Source organism: Thermophilibacter sp. ET337, from assembly GCF_024733715.1.
GTDB lineage: Bacteria > Actinomycetota > Coriobacteriia > Coriobacteriales > Atopobiaceae > Thermophilibacter.
Genome location: NZ_JANRHO010000008.1, coordinates 59,539 through 78,637 on the forward strand (window position 1 = coordinate 59,539; position 19,099 = coordinate 78,637).

Genomic DNA, 19,099 nt, shown 5'->3' on the forward strand with positions numbered 1-19,099 from the left:
AATTCCGCACGAGGCTGGGCATCGTCACAGGTTCTCCATAAGTTAGCAAGGTCTTACTATTGTCACCCCAGCGCGACGTCGAGAACCATCATCACGACGAAGCCGACGATGAAGCCGAGCGTGCCGACGTTGGAGTGCTCGCCGAGGTGAGCCTCGGGGATGAGCTCCTCCACCACCACGTAGATCATCGCGCCGGCGGCGAACGCCAGGAGCCACGGCATGTACGGGGAGATCCAGCCGCTCGCAAGCACCACGGCGACCCCGAAGATCGGCTCGACGATGCCGGAGAGGCTGCCCGCGAGAAACGCGCGGCGACGGCTCATGCCCTCGCGCGCAAGCGGCAGCGAGATCGCCGCGCCCTCCGGGAAGTTCTGAAGCCCGATGCCCGCGGCAAGCGCGAACGCCATGCCGAGGTAGGTCTCCCCCGCCGCCCCGGCCGATTGCGCGGCCATCGCAAAGAGCAGACCGACGGACATGCCCTCGGGGATGTTGTGCAGCGTCACGGCCGAGACGAGCAGCGTCGTGCGCTTCCAGCCCGAGGGCACGCCCTCCGGCTCCTCGGAGCCCGCGTGCAGGTGCGGGAGGAGCGTGTCGAGGGCCATCAAAAAGGCGACGCCAAGAAGAAAGCCGCCCGCAGCCGGCAGCCAGCCCGGCACGCCCTGGCCCTCGGCCTGCTCGATCGCGGGGTTGAGCAGCGACCACACGCTTGCCGCCACCATGACGCCCGCGGCGAAGCCAAGAAAGATGTGGTGCATGAGCTTGCGCTCGGAGCGAAAGAAGAACACGACGGCGGAGCCGGCCGTGGTCATGAGCCACGTGAAGCCGCAGCCGAGCGCGGCCCACGTCAGCGCCTGGGGTACGTTTTCGAACATGGGGCGTCCCTTCCTCCTCTGGGCTCTTCCCGGAGTATACCCACGTCTCGCCCGCCCCTGATGCGGCAGAAAAAGGGGGCGGACCTCCCGGTCCGCCCCCCGAGGAAAACCGCTTGCGAAGGCGCTACGCCACGTAGGTCTTGAGGCGCAGGACGCCGTCCCACGGATAGTCGTAGTAGCTGCGGACGCAGATCTCTCGACCGGTCTGGTCGCCGGGCTGGCCGCCCGTGGCGGTGCCGAACTCGTTGCCGGAGGCGTGCGCCATCATGCCGTCGCCGAGATAGATCGCCGTGTGATAGGTCTCGTTGAGGAGGATGTCGCCGCGAACGAGCTCGGAGGGGTCGGAGATCCACACAAACTCATAGGTCGTGAGCGAGTAGCGCATGTCGCCGGTGTAGGTGGCCCAGCCGGTCTCGAGGCCCGCCTCGCGCAGGCAAGTGATGACGAGCGAGGAGCAGTCGTAGTCGCCCTTCTCGCCCCAGCGCCAGACCTGGTCGTAGCCGTGGGAGTCGTCCTCGGCGTAGGCGATGATGCTCTTGATGTAGCTGTTGACCGTGTCGGCGTACGCGGACTGGTCGGGCGTAAGGACGCCGTCGTTGTTGGCCATGCACCACTCGCCCGTGTAGTGGTCGTGCTCGATGACCCAGGCGTGGCCGTTGCGGCGGACGTAGCCCTGCTCGCTCTCGCCGTAGTAGTTGTTGCCGTCAACGTTGAAGACGCCCGTGAGCGCGGCGAAGAAGCCGTCCCAGTAGTCGAGCTCGTCGATCCAGTAGCGTTGGAGGACGCCGCCGTCGTACTCGCCGGTCACGACCCAGCCGGGGGTCGAGAGGAGCACGCCGTCGTTGTTGCCGAGAAGCACGTGCGTGCTGTCCCAGACGTCCTTGCCGCGCAGGACGTAGCCGTCGCCGAAGAGGCCGTAGTAGTTGTTGCCGTCGACAGTGAACAGGCCGGTCTTGGCGGTGTGGGTCTCGGGGTCGACGTAGTAGCGCTGCATGACGCCGCCGTCGTAGGCGCCGGTCACGAGCCAGCCGCCGCTCTCGACGACGCCGTCGTTGTTGGCGAGCACCACGTCACCGTCGGTCTGCGCCTTGCCGCGCACGACGTAGCCCTGGTCGGTGACGTAGTGGCCGTAGCCGCCGCTCTCCGAGTAGCCGCGGTGGATGGCGTGGTCGGCCTCCACGTAGTAGCGCTGCAGCTCGCCGCCCGTGAACTCGCCCGTGACGGTCCAGCCGGGATCGAGCAGGCGGCCGTCGTTGTTGGCGATGTAGATGAGGTCGCCGGCGTAGTAGATGCCGCGCAGGACCCAGCCGTAGTCGTCGCGGACGTAGCCCCAGCCGTCGGCGCCGGCGTCGAACAGGCCGCTCTGCAGCTTCTCGCCGTTGACCACCCAGTAGCGCTGGAGGCCCTGGCCGTCGTGGTCGTCGACGACCCAGCCGGTGTAGGGGCGCGGGGTGCCGTCGGGGTTGGTCACGCCGTCCCAGTAGGAGTTGCCGGTCCAGCCGACCGCGGGGAGCACGGGGGCGTTCAGCGAGACGGAGTCGTCGTCGGCCGTGGCCTCGTCGTCGGTGACGGCCTCGTCGGCGTCGGTGACGGCATCGGCGGCGGCGGTCTCGTCGGCTGCGACCTCGTCGACGACAACGGCGAGCCCGTCATCGGTGACGGTCTCGCCGGTGACCGGAGCGTCGGTCGTGGGCTCGGCCTCGTCGGCAACCGGGCTCTCGACCGGGGCGTCGCCGTCGGGAAGACCCTGCTCGGGAAGGGCGTCGTCGGACGTCACGCCCTCGTCGGCGCCAGGCTCGATGACGGGCATCTCGATCTCGGTCTCCGTGGCGGGCGCCTCCGGGGCGTCACTCACGTCGGTCTGTGCCTCGGTCACGACCGCCGGCGGCAGGTCCTTCTCGCCTGCCGGAACGGAAGTCTCGGGGCCGTCCGTCGCGTCCTGTGCCGCGATGACAGAGACTTCCGGGGTCTCCGTCACGGTCAGTGACGCGAGGTCGTCCGCCAGAGCCGCGCCGGGCGCAACCGCAAGCGCCAGCCCCAGTCCGGCGGCGACAGCCACCGCACGCATCTTGAACCTCATGGGTCCTCCTGCCATCAGATTATTCACACCAAGCTGAAAGTGTACTCCTTTGCACCGACATGGACGAAAGGTTCAAAGGGCGCGCCGCCGGCACATTCGGCCGACGGCGCGCCGTCTGTAAATTGGGGACAGTCCCCAATTCGCATATGTTAGTTGGGGACTGTCCCCAATTTGCAGAAACTTATGCGAGCTGCGCGAGAACCTTCTCGTCTGTCCGCTCGGTCTTGGGCATCGGGCGGACGATCTGGAAGACCATGCCCGCGAGCAGCGCAAACGCGACCACCGTCCACACGCCGAAGTTCCCCAGCGCGAAGAGCTCCCAGAGCTGGTTGATGATCAGTCCCACGCACCAGGCAAAGACGCACTGGTAGCCGATCGCGAACCAGAACCACTTGGGGCTGTCCATCTGGCGACGGATGGTACCGATGGCGGCGAAGCACGGCGCGTCGAGCATGTTGAACGCCACGAACGCGCACATCGCACCCGCGTGCATGACGCCCGCGCCGTCGGTGAACATAGCCGCGAAGGCCTGCCACATGACCGGGTCGCCCTCGGTGGCCTCGCCCAGGCCGAAGATCGTGCCAAAGGTGGAGACCAGGTTCTCCTTGGCGATGAGAGCGTTGATGGAAGCGGCGGTCGCCTGCCAGCTGTCGGCGCCGAGCGGCGCGAAGATCCATGCGATGGCGCCGGCCACGATGGCGAGCAGCGAGTAGTCGGCGCTGTACTCGGGAGCGCCCGGCAGCGAGGCGAGGAAGCCGAAGGAGCCGTCGCCGCCCTCCCACGAGGCAAAGCCAAAGCTGGAGAGGAACCACACGACCACGCACGCGGCAAAGATGATCGTCGCCGCCTTCTTGAGGTACGCGGAGATACGCTCCCACACGTGCAGCCACCAGCTCTTGAGCGCGGGCAGGTGGTAGTCGGGCAGCTCCATCACAAAGGGGGCGGGCTCGCCGGCGAACATCTTGGTCTTCTTGAGCATGAGCGCAGAGACGACGATGGCGGCAAGGCCGAGGAAGTAGAACATCGGGGCCACCCACCAGGCGTCAGCGCCGCCCACGAGCACGCCCATCACGAGGGCGATGATCGGGGTCTTGGCGCCGCACGGGATCATGGTGGTGAGCATGGCCGTCATGCGACGGTCCTTCTCGTTCTCGATGGTCTTGGTGGCCATGACGCCGGGGACGCCGCAGCCGGACGAGATGAGAAACGGAATGAAGCTCTTGCCCGAGAGGCCAAAGCGGCGGAACAGCCGGTCCATGACAAAGGCCACGCGGCTCATGTAGCCGCAGTCCTCGAGGAACGCGAGCATCATGAACAGCACGAGCATCTGCGGGATGAAGCCCAGGACCGAGCCCACGCCGCCCACGATGCCGTCGAGCACGAGCGAGCTCACCATGTCAGAGGCGCCCGCCGCGGTGAGCCAGCCCTCGACCACCGCGGGAATCGACGGGATCGCCATGCCAAAGAGCTCCCAGCCCTCGCCGAAGACCTCGTCGTTGGCCCAGACGGTTCCCCAGTCGCCCACCGTCGAGACCGCGATGTAGTACACGACGAACATGACCGCCACAAAGATGGGCAGGCCCAGCACGCGGCTGGTCACGACCTTGTCGATCCTCTCGGACAGGCTGAGCTTCTTGGGCGCCTTCTTGACGCAGGAGGCCATGACCTCGCCGATCCAGTCGTAGCGGTCTGAGGTGATGATGGACTCGGCGTCGTCGCCGCGGCTCTTCTCGACGGCCTGCACGATCTTCTCGGCCTGGTTGAGCTGCGCGGAGCTGAGGTGCAGGGCCTTCACGGCCTCGGCATCACGCTCGAAGACCTTGACCGAGTACCAGCGCACGAGGTTGGCGTCGCAGCTTCCGGAGACGATGGCCGCGATCTTGCCGAGCGCGTCCTCCACCTCGGGCGAGAAGCACGGCGCGCCCGGCTGGACCGCGCCTGCCCGGCCTGCCGCCACGGCCTTGTTGACCAGCGCGTCGAGGTTGGTCTTGCGCAGCGCGGAGACCTCGACCACGGGCACGCCGAGGCGATCGGACAGGGCGGCGGTGTCGATGACGTCGCCCCGCTCCTTGAGCAGGTCGCACATGTTGAGGCCCACGACCACGGGACGACCGGCCTCGAGAAGCTGGGTGGTGAGGTAGAGGTTGCGCTCGAGGTTGGTGACGTCAACGAGGTCAATCACGGCGTCGGGACGCTCCCCCACGAGATAGTCGCGCGAGACGACCTCCTCGGGCGTGTAGGGCGAGAGCGAGTAGATGCCGGGCAGGTCGACGAAGGTCACGTCACGATTGGCGCGCCAGGCTGCCTGCTTCTTCTCGACGGTGACGCCGGGCCAGTTGCCCACATACCCGTTGGAGCCCGTGAGCTCGTTGAACAGCGTGGTCTTGCCGCAGTTTGGGTTTCCTGCGAGACCGATGGTGGTTTCAGCCATACCTTCCCTTTCCAAGTTAACCAATTGCTACTCGTCTGGTGCCAATTGTTAGATTAGACTAACTTATGCGCGCGAGAAAACGGCCGTCGCCGGCCGAGCTTGTCAACTTGACAATGTCGTCAGGTTACTTTGTCAACTTTGTCAACGTGTCACGCCACATCCGTCACCTCAACGAGCGCGGCCTCGTCCTTGCGGATCGAGAGCTCGTACCCACGCACCGTTATCTCGATTGGGTCGCCCAGCGGCGCGACCTTGCGCACGTGGACGGCAGTCCCCTTGGTGAGTCCCATGTCCATGATGCGACGCTTGAGGGCACCGGCCCCCAAAAGCTTGGACACAACGGCACTCTCCCCCACCTTCACGTCCTTAAGAGTTGGCATGCGCCTTCCTTTCTTCCCTGCTCAAAAGCGACGGTTACTTTTGAGCGCTAGAGCGACACGGTGATACGGCTGGCCATGGATCGGTTGAGCGCGAGGCGGGCGCCCTTCACGCTCACGATGACGTCGCCCGCGGCACGCGAGATGACCTTGACCTCAGAGCCTTCGACAAAGCCCAGCTCGGCGAGATGCTGTCTCAGCTCCGCGTCCCCGCGGATGCCGGCGACGTGAGCCTTCTCGTCGGGGCCGACCATCGCCAACGGCAACTGGGCGGATGATGCCATGAGGCCTCCTTCGTTGTTAGCTTCAGTTGACTTGCCCATGAGTAATATAGGGCTTACTTCTGTGAAGGCAAGTGCCGTTCGCCGATTGAGTTACATGCGGGAAACTTTACTCCGATGGGGCCACCCTCTTGCCGCGCATGCAAAACCAGAGGCGCTTGCGGCGTCACCGGTAACGCCCGCCGAGTCGAGCGTTCCCCCGCCGACGCCGAGGGGAAGATCTTGCCCAAGGGCGTAGGAGGGAGCGGCATGGACAAAGACCTGGACGACTTCACGGTGACCGGAGAGAAGGGCTTCAAGCTGGAAGACTTCCCGACCACCCTGAGGGTGGACCCGGAGAAGAGGCCCGAATACGAGCTTCGGCTCGCCGAGAACAAGGCTCGCATCGAGGAACTGCAGGACCGGCTCTACGCGGAGGCGCGCGAGAGCGTCATCGTGATCTTGCAGGCAATGGACGCTGCGGGCAAGGACTCGACCATTCGCCACGTCTTGGGTGGCGTCAACCCCACGGGCATCGACGTGCGAAGCTTCAAGCAGCCCACGAGCGTGGACCGCGCGCACGGCTTTCTCTGGCGGAGCTTTGGAGCGCTGCCGGAACGCGGCAAGATCGCGGTCTTCAACCGCTCCTACTACGAGGAGTGCCTGGTCGTGCGCGTCCACGGACTCTGGCGCGACTATCAGCTGCCCCGTCGCTGCACGGAGATGAGCGAGAGGCGCTACTTCGAGGAGCGCTTCGAGGACATCCGCGGCTTCGAGCGCTATCTGTGGCGCACCGGCAACCGCATCGTGAAGATCTTCCTCAACGTGAGCGCGGACAAGCAGCGCGAGCGCTTCCTCGAGCGCATCGACGACGAGGCCAAGAACTGGAAGTTCTCCGAGAGCGACCTCTCGGAGCGCATGGAATGGGACGAGTATCAGAGCGCCTACGAGGACATGATCGCCGGAACCGCCACCGGGAAGGCCCCCTGGTACGTGATCCCGGCTGATCAGAAGTGGGTCGCGCGCGTCCTGGTCTCGGAGGCGATCCTGGATGTGCTCGAGAAGATAGACCCGTGCTACCCCGAGCTCCCCCGCAGGGCGCGCGAGCGACTCGCCGACTGCCGACGCGCGCTCACGGACGGCCCCGCGGCGGACGTGGACCACGACGACTAGCTGCTCGGGCCCAGGCGCAGGCTCGGGCACAGGCTCGGGCTCGGGCTCGGGCGCAGACGCGCACCGGAGCCCGATCACCCCGTGTTCTGCAGGCCGGCCGCCACGCCGGAGACGGTGCAGAGGATGAGATAGGTGAGCCGCTCGCGCTCTTCCGGTGTGAGGTCGCCCGAGCGCAGGCGGCGCAGGGCGAGCGCCTGGGTCACGGAGAGGACGTTCACGAAGGGCAGGCGCATGCGGATCACCGGGCCGAGCACGCGACGGTGCTGCAGCGGCCACTCGTCCCCCACGATGGCGAGCACCCAGCGGCGCGTGAGCTCCATCTCCTCGAGCACCTTCGTCGCAAGATCGTCGCGGTCGCCGAGCGCGAGGTAGAGCCGCGCGATGCGCTCGTCGACCTTTGAGAGCGACATCTCGACGTTGTCGACGAAGGTGGTGAACAGCGGCCACTCCGCGTAGGCGGCGCGCAGGCGCTCGAGATCCCCCACCCGCTCGCACGCGCTGCCCAGGCCATACCATGCGGCCAGGTTCACGCGCGCCTGGCTCCACGAGAAGATCCACGGGATGGTGCGCAGGTCGTCAAGGGACTTTGCGCCGAGCCCGCGCTTGGCGGGGCGACTGCCGATGGGCATGAGGCCGACCTCAGCGAGCGGCGTGCAGCTCGAGAACCACTCGGCAAAGCCGTCGGTGTGCAGCAGGTCAAGGTAGCGCTCGCGGGATGCCGCGTCGAGCTCGGCGGCGAGCGGGGCGTACCTCTCGGTGGTCTCGGTGTTGACCCACTCGATCGAGGGGGCCGACTGCAGCAGCGTGGCGCCCACGACCGACTCAACGTGGCGACGCGCCAGCGTGGGGTCGCCGTAGCGGGCAAAGATGACCTCGCCCTGCTCCGTGAGCTTGAAGCAGCAGTTCACCGAGCCCTTGGGCTGGGAGAGCACCGCGCGGTTGGCCGGGCCGCCACCGCGCCCGACGGCGCCGCCGCGACCGTGCATGAGCACGAGGTCGATGCTGTTCTCGTCCGCCCAGCGCGCGATCGCGGCCTGCGTGGCGTGAAGGACGAGGGTGGCGGAGGTGGGGCCGGCGTCCTTGGAGGAGTCCGAGTAGCCGAGCATGACCTCGAGCCTGCGCCCGGTCTGGTCGAGCCGACGCTGGACCTCGGGCAGCGCGATCATGGCGTCGAGCGTGGCCACGGCGTTCTCGAGGTCCTCGACCTGCTCGAACAGCGGCACCACGTCGAGCACCGGGACGTCCGCCTCGTGCGCGAAGGCAAGGTGCGCCAGACGGTAGACGTTGGCCACGTCCTCGGCGGACTTGGTGAACGAGATGATGTAGCGCCGGGCGGCGTCGACCCCGTTGCGCCGCTGGATCTGCGCGATGGCGCGGAAGGTGTCGAGGACCTCACGGGTCATGGGCTCGAGCTCGCCGCGCTCACCCCACCGGCCGTGCTCCTCGATGTCCGCGAGCGCGCGGCGGTGCACGAGCGAGTGCTGGCGGAACTCCATCTCGACGAGGTGGAAGCCAAAGGTCTGCGCCTGCCAGATGAGGCGCTGAACCGGGCCGTAGGCGGTGCGGACCGCGCCCGCGCGCGCAAGCGACGACTGAACGACGTACAGGTCAGAGATGTAGTCGTCCGCGCACGCATACATGACGTCAGCCGTGCGGTCAACGGTCGCACGCAGGCGCTCGGCGATGACCAGCATCGCGGCGCGGTGCAGCTCGCTGGCAGAGATACCAAGGGCCCGGGCCGTGAGCGCCTCGCTCATCTCGACCTGGTGGCTCCAGAGGTTCACGAGCGCGTCGGAGGGCGGCGTGGAGACGGCGTCGAGCGTGAGGTTGCGCCCGCAGGTCTCCGTGGCCTCGGCGAGGCGCGCCAGCACATGTCCGCGGAACTTCTCGGCGACCTGGCGGCTCACCTTGGCGGTGACGTTGGGGTTGCCGTCGCGGTCGGAGCCGATCCAGCTGCCCGGGTGGAAGAACGCCGGGCACACGGGCGGGACGGTCCCGGCCTTCTCGCCGAGCTCCCAGTCGTCGAAGCGGCGATAGACGTCGGGCACCATGTCAAAGAGGGTGCTGTCGAAGATGTCGACGATCGTGTCGGCCTCCTCGACGGGAGTCGGCTTCTTGTGCGCGATCGGCGACGTCCTGAAGAGCGCGTCGATCTCCTGCAGCAGGCGCCGCTCGTTCTCCGCGAGCGCCACGCCCGAGAGCCCGGAGCGCGCCGCGAGCAGCTCGGAGATGCGCCGGATCTTGCCCTCGACGGCGCGACGGCGCGCCTCGGTGGGATGCGCCGTGAAGACCGGGCGGAACTCCAGGCGCTGCAGCAGGGCGATCGCGCGGCCGCGGCCGCACTCCTCCACGAGCTGGCGATACGCGACAGTGATGTCGTTGATGGGGTCGGCGGGCTCGGCGGTGTCCACCGCCGCCTCGCGGGCCCGCAGCGACCCGACGCGATAGTTCTCCTCGCAGATGTTGGCGAGGTGGAAGTAGGCCACGAAGGCGCGCATCAGCAGCGTGGTCGAGCGCTCGTCGAGCCCGTCGATGATGCGCTCGAGCTCGGAGAAGGCCGCGCGCTCGTCGTCGGTCTCGGAGGCCTCGTCGGCGCTCGCGCGAACGGCGTCGGCGAGAAGGACGTCGAAGGTGGCGCGCAGCGACGGGTCGAACTCCTCGAGCACCTTGCGCACGAGGCGCAAGAACAGCGCCATGTTGTCGGCGATGCTCTCGGGGACGTTGAGGGCGGGGATAATAGCCGATTCGCGATCGGCGGTCAGGTTCTTCTCGGCCAACGTTGCTCCTTGTACGGGTGTGCGGTCGACTTCTAGAAGATACCCCGCGATCCTGCCTTCGACCAAGACCCCACGGACAAGAAACGCATAGTTCACGTACGTCGGCGGGACGCGTCCGGCGAGACGGCTGGACTACAATGCTTGGGTGCACCTTTGGAGGGAGACTGCCCCTATGCCCGAAAACCCGCTCAAGCGCCTCATGAACCGTCGCGTGGTCGCCGTGGTCCGGCCTGCAAGCCGCTCCGCCAAGACGCCGCGCTACGGCGTGGAGACCCGCAGGCGCCGCGAGCGAAAGCCGCGGGCAGACCGACAGCCCGGCCCGCTCGCGCGCGCGGTGAACGACTGGTGGAACCGCCTCATCGGCGCCGTCTTTGGCGGCAAGCTCTCCGAGCAGACCGAGCAGTACCTCGCCCACCAGACCACGCGCGACTACGTGTGCAACACCGCCGGCCAGGCCGCCTGGGGCATGCTCTTCCCGGTGCTCACGATGGTCGCCACCTGGCTCGTGGGCGCCGAGCAGGCCGGCCTTTTCTCCATGGCCTTCACCGTGGGAACGCTCCTTTTGTTCCTGGCCAACTACGGCGTGCGCACCTACCAGGTCTCCGACCTCGACGAGATGCGCTCCTTCCTGGACTACCAGATCCAGCGCTTTCTCACCTGCGCCGCCATGCTGCTGGTGGGATGGCTGTGGTGCCGCTTCCGCGGCTATGACGCGCAGATGTTTGCCGTCTGCATGGGCGTGCTCGTCTTTCGCGCGGTGGACGGCCTGGCCGACGTCTACGAGGGGCGCCTGCAGCAGAAGGACAAGCTCTACCTGGCGGGACTCTCGCAGGCCGCGCGCTGCGTGCTCGGCCTCGTGGCGTTCTCGGTGATCTTGTTCATCACGCGGAGCCTGCCCGTGGCGAGCTTTGCCATGGCGGTGGGCGGCGTGGCGTCGCTTCTGCTGCTCACGGTGCCGCTCGCCTTCTTTGAGACCGAGAAGAGCCTCCCGGCCACGGCCCGCGGCATCCGCGACCTCTTCGTGGAGTGCTTCCCGCTGTTTTTGGCGCTGTTCCTCTACAACCTCATCGACTCGGTGCCCAAGTTCGCGATGGAGGGCGCCCTCTCCTACGACAACCAGCTCTACTACAACGCGCTCTACTTCCCCGCGCACTCGATCCTCATGGTGGCGGGCTTCATCTACAAGCCCCAGCTCGTGCGCCTGGCGCGCATCTGGGACGACCCCGAGAAGCACCGTCGCTTCGACCTCGTGGTACTCGCGATGGTGGGTGTGATCGCGCTGATCACCGGGGCGATGGCGCTGTTCATGGCCTGGCTCGGCATACCCCTGATGAGCCTCATGTACGGGCTGGACTTCGAGCAGTTCCGCGGGCTCGCGCTCGTGATGGTGGGCACGGGCGGCGTCTGCGCGTGCATCGACTTCCTCTACCAGATCGTCACCGTGCTGCGCGCGCAGGGTGAGGTGTCGAGGCTCTACCTGATCGCGTTTGCCTTTGCGGTGCCGGTGTCGATGCTGCTCGTGAACTTCGCGGGGCTGGCGGGCGCCGTGGTGGGCTCGCTCGTCTCGATGGCGATCCTGCTCGTGCTGCTGGTCATGGAGTACTGCGCCATTCGCCGGCGCATGAGCCGGGGCTACTAGCGCCGTCCGCCCTTCGCGGGGCGCTTGCGCACGGAGTAGCCAAAGCTCCCGATGCGCCGTCCCAGCTCGAAGTACTCGCCGTGGCTGTAGGCCGTGAGGCCGGCGCGCGCGAGGTCGAGCCGCCCGCGCTCGTCGAGCAGGGCGTCCTCGACCTGCACGGCCGTGACGTCAGCGAGAAACAGGTGGTGGCTCCCCAGCTCCAGCACGTCACGCACGCGGCACTCGATGCTCACCGGCGACTCCTCGATGGCGGGCGCCAGCTCGAGCGTCGTTGCCGGAGCGGGCGTGAGGCGGCACTCCGCCCACTTGTCAAAGTCGCGTCCGGAGCGCACGCCGCACCAGTCGCAGGCGCGCTGCAGCCGCGCGGTCACGAGGTTCACCACGAACTCATCGGACTCGCGCACGATGTGGTAGCTGTGGCGCTCCGGCCGCAGCGAGATGGAGAGCATCGGCGGGTTGGTGCAGACGGTCCCCGCCCACGCCACCGTGACGATGTCCTTCTCGCCCGCCGCGTTTGCGCAGCTCACCATCACCGCGGGCAGCGGGTAGAGCATGTTGCCGCCCGCCCAGGTCTGCTTTGCCATGTGTCCTCCGATCGCGGTCCTGGGGCAGAGTGTACCCGAGCGCACCTCGCACGTCGCACAAATCAGAGGGGAAATCCCCCGCCAAAATGTGCGACGTGCGAGGTCGGCCAAAGTACCTCACGACAGCGAAGCCAGCTGCCCGCCCAGACGTGTCCCCAGCCAGACCGCGGCGAGGCACGTGCTAACGTTGAGCAGAACGTTTGCCGCCGCGCCGGGGAGGTTTCCCGCCTCGGCCATCTGCAGCGTCTCGTTGGAGAAGGTCGAGAACGTGGAGAGGCCGCCGCAGAGCCCCACCGTGAGGGCGAGCCGCGCGGGCTCGGGCAGCGGCGAGACCGCGTGCGCCCCGCTGATCAGGCCAATGACCAGGCCCGCGGCCACGTTGGCCACGAAGGTCCCCGCCGGGAGCCCCGGCAGCCACGCCGAGAGCATGCGGCCCAGGCCCCAGCGTGCGACGCTGCCGACGGCGCCTCCCGTTGCGACGGCAATCAGCTCAAGCATGGAAGGTTTCCTCCCTTGGTGGCCCCGGAGGTGAGGGTATGTACACCCCACCGCTCCAGGGCATTTGCATTTCCGCAGGTCAAAGGCTTGGCGAGAAGAACGGGCGGGTCGGAGAAGCGTACATACCCTCCGGGGTGAGCCGGAGGCGGGGCCGGGCCAACCGAAGCCGAAGCCCCGGCCCCACCCCACCCTAGTCCAGCTCCTTCGCGCCCGTCCAGAGCTGCCAGTACTCGCCGCGCTGCGCGAGCAGCTCCTCGTGCGTGCCGCGCTCCACGATCCGCCCGTGCTCGAGCACCATGATCGCGTCGGCGTTGCGCACCGTGGAGAGCCGGTGCGCGATCACGAAGACCGTGCGTCCCGCCATGAGGGCGTCCATTCCGCGCTGGATGAGCGCCTCGGTGCGCGTGTCGATCGACGAGGTGGCCTCGTCGAGGATGAGCACCGGCGGGTCCGCCACCGCGGCGCGCGCGATGGCGAGCAGCTGCCGCTGCCCCTGGGAGAGGTTGGCGCCGTCGGCCACCACCGGCGTGTCGTAGCCGCGCGGCAGGCGGCTGATGAAGCCGTCCGCGTTGGCAACGCGCGCCGCCGCGCGGACCTCCTCGTCGGTGGCGTCGAGCTTGCCGAAGTGGATGTTGTCCGCGATGGTCCCCGCAAAGAGGTGGGTGTCCTGCAGCACGATGCCCAGAGAGCGCCGCAGGGAAGCCTTCTCGATGTCCCGCACGTCGATGCCGTCGTAGGTGATCACGCCGGAGCGCGTCTCGTAGAAGCGGTTGATGAGGTTGGTGATCGTGGTCTTGCCCGCGCCCGTGGACCCCACGAAGGCGATCTTCTGCCCCGGCTTGGCGTAGAGCGTGAGCCCCGCCAGCACGGTCTGCCCCTCCTCGTAGCCAAAGTCCACGTCGTAGAAGCGCACGTCGCCCTGGAGCGGCACGTGCTCGCCGCAGATCTTCCAGGCCCAGCCGGCCGCGCCCGCCGCCATGCGCGCGGCCTCGACGTCGTCCGCGTGCTCGAGGACCACCTCGCCCTCGTCCACCTCGGGCTCGAGCTCCATCACGGCGAAGATGCGCTCCGCGCCAGCAAGGGCGGTGAGCAGGAAGTTGCCCTGCTGGGTGAACTGGTTGATCGGCGCCACCGCCTGCCGCACGAAGACGAGGTAGCTCGCGAGCGAGCCCACGTCCATCGTCCCCGCAAGCGCCAGCAGCGCGCCCACGATGGTCACAATGGCGTAGTTGACGTAGCCCACGCACACCGTCACGGGCACCATCGTGGAGGCGTAGGCCTGCGCGGAGGTGCCCGCCTCGCGCAGCCGCTCGTTGAGCTCGCGGAATCGCGCGAGGTTCGCCGCCTCGTGGTTGAAGACCTTGACGACCTTCTGGCCCGAGATCATCTCCTCCACGTAGCCGTCGAGCCCGCCGAGCTCCGCCTGCTGGCGCGAGAAGAACCTGCTGCTGCGCCCGCCCGAGAACCGCACGTAGAGCGCAATCGCGAGGTCGCACGCCACGGTGATGAGCGTGAGGCGCCAGTCCAGCACGAAGAGCAGCGTGAGCGTGCCCACGATCTGCACCGCGGCCTGCACGAGGTTGGCAAAGCTGTTGTTGAGCGCCTCGGAGACGGTGTCCACGTCGTTGGTGAAGTAGCTCATCACGTCGCCGTGGCGCGTGCGGTCGAAGAAGGAGAGCGGGAGCCGCTCGATGTGGGCGAAGAGGTCGCGCCGGATGTCAAAGACCACCTTCTGCGCGGCGCGCACCATCGTCTGGGTGTATCCCGCCGCCGAGGCCACACCGGCCACGTAGATGACCGCCGTGAGGGCCACCAGGCGCGTGAAGCCCTCCACGTCCCCGGCGCCCACGGCGTTGACCACGGGCTTGATCATGAACGTCCCCACGAGGTTGGCGAGGCCCGCCACGCAGACGAGCACCGCCACCACGAGCAGGCGCCAGCTGGCATGGCGCATGTAGCCGAGCAGGCGACGCAGGGTGGAGAGCAGGTTCTTGGGCCGCGCGGGCGCGGCGGTCTGGCGCGCGGGCATCTTAGGCCACCTCCCCGCTGATCCCAGAGCCTATCTGAGACTCGTAGATCTCCTGGTAGATGTTGTCGCGGGCGAGAAGCTCGTCGTGCGTGCCCACCGCGTGGACGCGCCCGTCGTCGAGCACGACGATCAGGTCGGAGTCCATGACCGAGGCCACGCGCTGCGCGATCACGATCTTGGTCACGCCCGTGAGCCGCGCGAGATTGGCGCGGATCTGGGCGTCCGTGGCCATGTCCACCGCGCTCGTCGAGTCGTCAAAGATGAGCACCCGCGGGTGCTTGAGCAGGGCGCGTGCGATGCACAGGCGCTGGCGCTGCCCGCCCGAGACGCCCGCCCCGCCCTGACCGAGGTCGCCGTCGAGCCCGCCGATCCGGTCCAGGAACTCGTCGGCGCAGGCGAGCCGGCACGCCTCGAGCATCTGCCCGTCGGTGGCCGCCGGATCGCCCCAGGCGAGGTTCTCGCGCACCGTGCCCGAGAAGAGCACGTTCTTCTGCAGCACAACGCCCACCGCGTCGCGCAGGGCGGCGAGGTCGTAGGCGCGCACGTCATGGCCGCCCACGCTCACGGAGCCTGAGGTCGCGTCGTAGAGACGCGCGATGAGCTGCACGAGCGTGGTCTTGCCCGAGCCCGTCCCGCCGAGGACCCCCACGGTCGAGCCGGCCGGCAGGTCGAGGCAGATGTCCTCGAGCACGTCCTTCTCGGCATCGCTCGCGTACTTGAATCTCACGTGGTCAAACCGGACCGAGCCGTCCGGCACCTCCGCGAGCGCGCCCTGCAGGGAGGCGATGGTGGGTCGCTCGTCCAGGACCTCGCCCACGCGCTCGATGCTCGTCACGGCGCGTGCGAGCAGCAAAAACACGTTGGAGATCATCATGAGCGAGTTGACGATCTGCAGGACGTAGCTCATGAAGCCGGTGAAGGTGCCCACCTGCAGCGTCCCGGCCAGGATCATCTGTCCGCCAAACCAGAGGATGCCCACGCAGGTGGTGTACATCGTGCCCTGGAAGATGGGCGTGTTGAGCACGGCGGTGCGGAAGGTGTGCGTGGCGGTGGAGGCGAGCTTGCCGTTGACGGCCTCGAAGCGCTCGGCCACGTGGCCCTCGCGCACGTACGCCTTGATCACGCGGATGGCGGCCAGGTCCTCCTGGAGGGCGTCGTTCAACTGGTCCATCGTGCCCTGGAGCACCCGGTAGAGCGGCCCCACGCGCCGCACCACGAGAAACATCGCCACGGCGAGGACCGGCATCACCACGAAGAAGACCACCGCGAGCTCGGCGGACATGACCGCGGCGAAGATCAGGCCCATGACCAGGATCACCGGGCCGCGCACGAGCGGGCGGGTGCCCGAGACCAGGGCGTTTTGGATCACGGTGACGTCGGTCGTGAGGCGCGTGACCAGAGACGAGCTCTCGAAGTCGTCGAGGTTGGCGAAGGAGAACTCCTGCACGTGGGCGTACTCAGCCTCGCGCAGCCGCGCCCCCAGCCCCATGGCGGCACGGGCCGAGAAGCGCGCGTAGAGAAAGCCCAGCGCGAGCGAGAAGAACGCGAGGACCAGCATGAGGCCGCCGTTGACGACGACGGCGTCGAGGTCGCCCGTGAGGATGCCGTCATCGACCACGTTTGCCATGAGCATGGGGATGACGAGCTCGAGCGAGGTCTCCACGGCCACGCAGAGCACGGCCACGAGGAAGTCCTTCCGGTACGGACCCAGGTAGCGGGCGATGAGGCGCACCCCGTCCATCAGCGCACCTCCCGTCCGTCGACCGCGCACCAGAGGTTGGCCCGGGCGCGGGCGAGCAGGTCGGCGAAGGCGGCGCGCTCCTCCGGCGCAAAGCCCGCGAGCATGACCTCCTGCTCGGCGGCGCAAACCTCGTCCCAGGCGGCCGCCGCGGCGCGGCCGGCCTCCGTGAGCTCGGCCACCTTGGTGCGACGGTCGCGCCCGGGCGCAGAGGTCACGAAGCCCGCGCGCTCGAGCGCGTCGAGCATGCGGGAGACCGCGCCGGGGTCGCACTCGAAGAACGCCGCGAGCTCGCGCTGGCTCGAGGGCCCGTGGACAGCCAGGTAGACGAGCAGCTTGGGCTGGCCGGGGCCGAGGCCCAGCTCGTCGACCTTGGGGCGCAGGTAGGTGCGCTGCGCGTGGAAGGTGCGCATGAGGCGCATGTGGAAGTCCTCGAGCGAGGCCCCCGGACTCACGGGATCTGCCATCACGACTCCTTGACGTGTCAACTGTTGCCGTCGCAAGGATACGCCGATTGGTTGACAAGTCAAGGTTCTTCTCGCTTGTGGCTCCGCGGGGCCCCGCGCGCCCCCTTTCGAGGGTGTGTACACCATCCGATTTCGGACGGTCAACGTTTCCGCAGGTCACCGGCTTGCCGAGAAGAACGGCACAGCCGCAACCGTGTACATACCCTCGGGGGCCACGAAAATGGCCCGCCCCCGCACGCGGCGAGGACGGGCCCGGCACTCTGTTAATTGGGGACTGTCCCCATTTTACAGAAGACGCAGGGAGACCTCCTTGAGCTGCTTGCCGGAGACCTCGCTCGGGGCGTCGGACATGAGGTCGGAGCCCGAGGACGTCTTGGGGAAGGCCATGACGTCGCGGATCGAGTCCTCGCCGGCCAGCAGCATGCACACACGGTCGAGGCCGAGCGCGAAGCCGCCCATCGGGGGCGCGCCGTACTCGAGGGCGTCCATCAGGAAGCCAAACTGCTCGCGGGCGCCCTCGATCGAGAAGCCCATGAGCTCGAGCATGTCGAGCTGCATCTGCGAGTTGTGGATGCGCATGCCGCCGCCGCCCGCCTCGCAGCCGTCCATGACAAAGTCGTAGGTGGCGGAGCCAATGGCGAGCGGGTCCGCCTTGATCTTCTCGACGTCGAGCTCGGTCGGCAGGGTGAAGGGCTGGTGCTCGGCCTCGTAGCGCTTGGCCTCGTCGTCCCAGTGAAACAGCGGGAAGTTGACGACCCAGAGGAAGTCGTGACCCTCGCGCTCGATGCCCAGGGCGCCCGCCATGTGCAGGCGCATGCCGCCGAGGATCTCGTCGGCGCCCTTGCGGTCGGCCACGGCAAACATCACGAGGTCGCCGAGCTCCACGCCCATCTCCTCGCGCAGCGCCGCCATCTCCTCGTCAGAGAAGAACTTGACGATCGGGCTGTTCACGGAGCCGTCCTCGCGGAAGGCGATCCAGGCGAGGCCCTTGGCGCCAAACTCGGCGGCGACGTTGGCCAGCTTGTCGATCTGCGCGCGCGGCCAGGCGCCGGCGCCCTTGGCGTTGATGGCCTTGACGTACTGGCCCTCGGTGGCCGCCGCGCTCGCGAAGAGCTTGAACTTGGAGGCCGAGAAGATCGACGTCACGTCGTGGAGCTCCATGCCAAAGCGGGTGTCGGGCTTGTCGGAGCCGTAGGTGTCCATCGCGTCCCAGTAGTCCAGGCGGCGCAGGGGCGTGGGCATCTCGACGCCCATGCGGCCGAAGGCGTCGGCCAGCACGTCCTCGAGCTCGCCCATGACGTCGTCCTGCGTGACAAAGCTCATCTCGATGTCCACCTGCGTGAACTCGGGCTGGCGGTCGGCGCGCAGGTCCTCGTCGCGGAAGCACTTGGCGACCTGGTAGTAGCGCTCCACGCCGCCGACCATGAGCAGCTGCTTCAGGAGCTGCGGGGACTGCGGCAGGGCGTAGAAGTGGCCGGGCTGGGTGCGGGACGGCACGAGGAAGTCACGGGCGCCCTCGGGCGTGGACTTGAAGAGCGCGGGGGTCTCGACCTCCATGAAGTCGCGGCCGTGCAGCGCCTCGCGCAGGGCGAAGGTGAAGTCGGAGCGGAGCTTCAGGTTGGCCATCATGCGCGGGCGGCGCAGGTCGAGGTAGCGGTAGCGCAGGCGCACGTCCTCGGAGGTGTCCACGTGGTCCTCGATCTGGAAGGGCGGCGTCTTGGAGGAGTTGAGCACCTCGATGCTGTCAATGAGAACCTCGACGTCGCCGGTGGAGAGCTTGGGGTTCTCCATGCCCTCGGGGCGCTCGCGCACCACGCCGGTGACCTTGATCGGCCACTCGGAGCGGATGGTCTCTGCCGCGTGGAACGCCTCGCCGCCGGAGTGCTCGGGGTCAAAGGAGACCTGCGTCACGCCGTCGCGGTCGCGCAGGTCCACGAAGATGAGGCCGCCGTGGTCGCGGCGGTGCCAGACCCATCCCGTGAGCGTGACCGTCTGGCCGATGTGGTCGCGGCGCAGCTCGCCGCAGGTGTGGGTGTGCATGGTGTGGTTGTCCATGGGCAACGTGCCTTTCTTCCCTGCCGCCCCGTGTCGTACGGGCGGCGACCGACGGAGGGCGGCGACGTGGCGTAGACAGCGCAGCGTCGCGCGCGTGGCGATTGTACTACGGAGACGTG

The 19,099-nt window shown here is 67.8% G+C and carries 14 protein-coding genes; 2 read left to right on the plus strand and 12 right to left on the minus strand.

Annotated elements, in window-relative coordinates:
* Nucleotides 1–62: 62 nt before the first annotated feature.
* From NW198_RS07945 to NW198_RS07965, 5 genes are all read right to left on the minus strand, one after another.
* On the minus strand, nucleotides 63–872 hold the full coding sequence (locus tag NW198_RS07945; RefSeq protein ID WP_087313991.1) for a ZIP family metal transporter: 810 nt from the start codon (nucleotides 870–872) through the stop codon (nucleotides 63–65).
* A gap of 124 nt (nucleotides 873–996) precedes the next feature.
* Nucleotides 997–2,952 (minus strand): NlpC/P60 family protein, encoded by a 1,956-nt coding sequence (locus NW198_RS07950; protein WP_258340685.1) that lies wholly within the window; start codon nucleotides 2,950–2,952, stop codon nucleotides 997–999.
* A 181-nt stretch (nucleotides 2,953–3,133) separates the two neighbouring features.
* Nucleotides 3,134–5,383 carry a ferrous iron transport protein B gene (feoB, locus tag NW198_RS07955; protein WP_258340686.1) on the minus strand — a complete coding sequence of 750 codons (2,250 nt, stop codon included), beginning with the start codon at nucleotides 5,381–5,383 and terminating at the stop codon, nucleotides 3,134–3,136.
* Between the two features lie 149 nt (nucleotides 5,384–5,532).
* Nucleotides 5,533–5,763 carry a ferrous iron transport protein A gene (locus tag NW198_RS07960; RefSeq protein ID WP_087313985.1) on the minus strand — a complete coding sequence of 77 codons (231 nt, stop codon included), beginning with the start codon at nucleotides 5,761–5,763 and terminating at the stop codon, nucleotides 5,533–5,535.
* A gap of 47 nt (nucleotides 5,764–5,810) precedes the next feature.
* Entirely contained in the window at nucleotides 5,811–6,044 is a 234-nt protein-coding gene (locus NW198_RS07965; RefSeq protein ID WP_087313983.1) for a FeoA family protein, read from the minus strand.
* Between the two features lie 246 nt (nucleotides 6,045–6,290).
* Between NW198_RS07965 and NW198_RS07970 the strand changes: the two genes are divergently transcribed.
* Entirely contained in the window at nucleotides 6,291–7,193 is a 903-nt protein-coding gene (locus NW198_RS07970; protein ID WP_258340687.1) for a PPK2 family polyphosphate kinase, read from the plus strand.
* 74 nt (nucleotides 7,194–7,267) lie between these two features.
* Here the strand turns inward: NW198_RS07970 and NW198_RS07975 are convergent, their stop codons facing one another.
* The gene (locus NW198_RS07975; RefSeq protein WP_258340688.1) at nucleotides 7,268–9,970 is read right to left on the minus strand and encodes a phosphoenolpyruvate carboxylase; all 2,703 of its coding nucleotides are present in this window, start codon (nucleotides 9,968–9,970) and stop codon (nucleotides 7,268–7,270) included.
* 172 nt (nucleotides 9,971–10,142) lie between these two features.
* Here NW198_RS07975 and NW198_RS07980 point away from each other — a divergent pair, with 172 nt between their 5' ends.
* Nucleotides 10,143–11,609 carry a lipopolysaccharide biosynthesis protein gene (locus tag NW198_RS07980; protein WP_258340689.1) on the plus strand — a complete coding sequence of 489 codons (1,467 nt, stop codon included), beginning with the start codon at nucleotides 10,143–10,145 and terminating at the stop codon, nucleotides 11,607–11,609.
* On the opposite strand, the gene NW198_RS07985 is transcribed toward NW198_RS07980, so the two are convergent.
* From NW198_RS07985 to aspS, 6 genes are all read right to left on the minus strand, one after another.
* Nucleotides 11,606–12,193, minus strand: coding sequence for a flavin reductase family protein (locus NW198_RS07985; protein ID WP_258340690.1), 588 nt, complete (start codon nucleotides 12,191–12,193; stop codon nucleotides 11,606–11,608). The two genes, NW198_RS07980 and NW198_RS07985, sit on opposite strands and share 4 nt — an antisense overlap.
* A gap of 117 nt (nucleotides 12,194–12,310) precedes the next feature.
* Complete coding sequence (gene crcB / locus NW198_RS07990) at nucleotides 12,311–12,691, minus strand: fluoride efflux transporter CrcB (protein ID WP_087313975.1); 381 nt, start codon at nucleotides 12,689–12,691, stop codon at nucleotides 12,311–12,313.
* A gap of 190 nt (nucleotides 12,692–12,881) precedes the next feature.
* Nucleotides 12,882–14,720 (minus strand): ABC transporter ATP-binding protein, encoded by a 1,839-nt coding sequence (locus tag NW198_RS07995; RefSeq protein WP_258340691.1) that lies wholly within the window; start codon nucleotides 14,718–14,720, stop codon nucleotides 12,882–12,884.
* A 1-nt stretch (nucleotide 14,721) separates the two neighbouring features.
* Nucleotides 14,722–16,461: an ABC transporter ATP-binding protein gene (locus NW198_RS08000; protein ID WP_258340692.1), complete on the minus strand. Its 1,740-nt coding sequence runs from the start codon at nucleotides 16,459–16,461 to the stop codon at nucleotides 14,722–14,724.
* Nucleotides 16,461–16,925: a MarR family winged helix-turn-helix transcriptional regulator gene (locus NW198_RS08005; protein WP_258340693.1), complete on the minus strand. Its 465-nt coding sequence runs from the start codon at nucleotides 16,923–16,925 to the stop codon at nucleotides 16,461–16,463. Before NW198_RS08005 ends, NW198_RS08000 begins: the two co-directional genes overlap by 1 nt.
* 285 nt (nucleotides 16,926–17,210) lie before the next feature.
* A complete protein-coding gene (gene aspS, locus NW198_RS08010) occupies nucleotides 17,211–18,980 on the minus strand; it encodes an aspartate--tRNA ligase (protein ID WP_258340694.1) in 1,770 nt (589 codons plus the stop codon).
* Nucleotides 18,981–19,099: the final 119 nt, after the last annotated feature.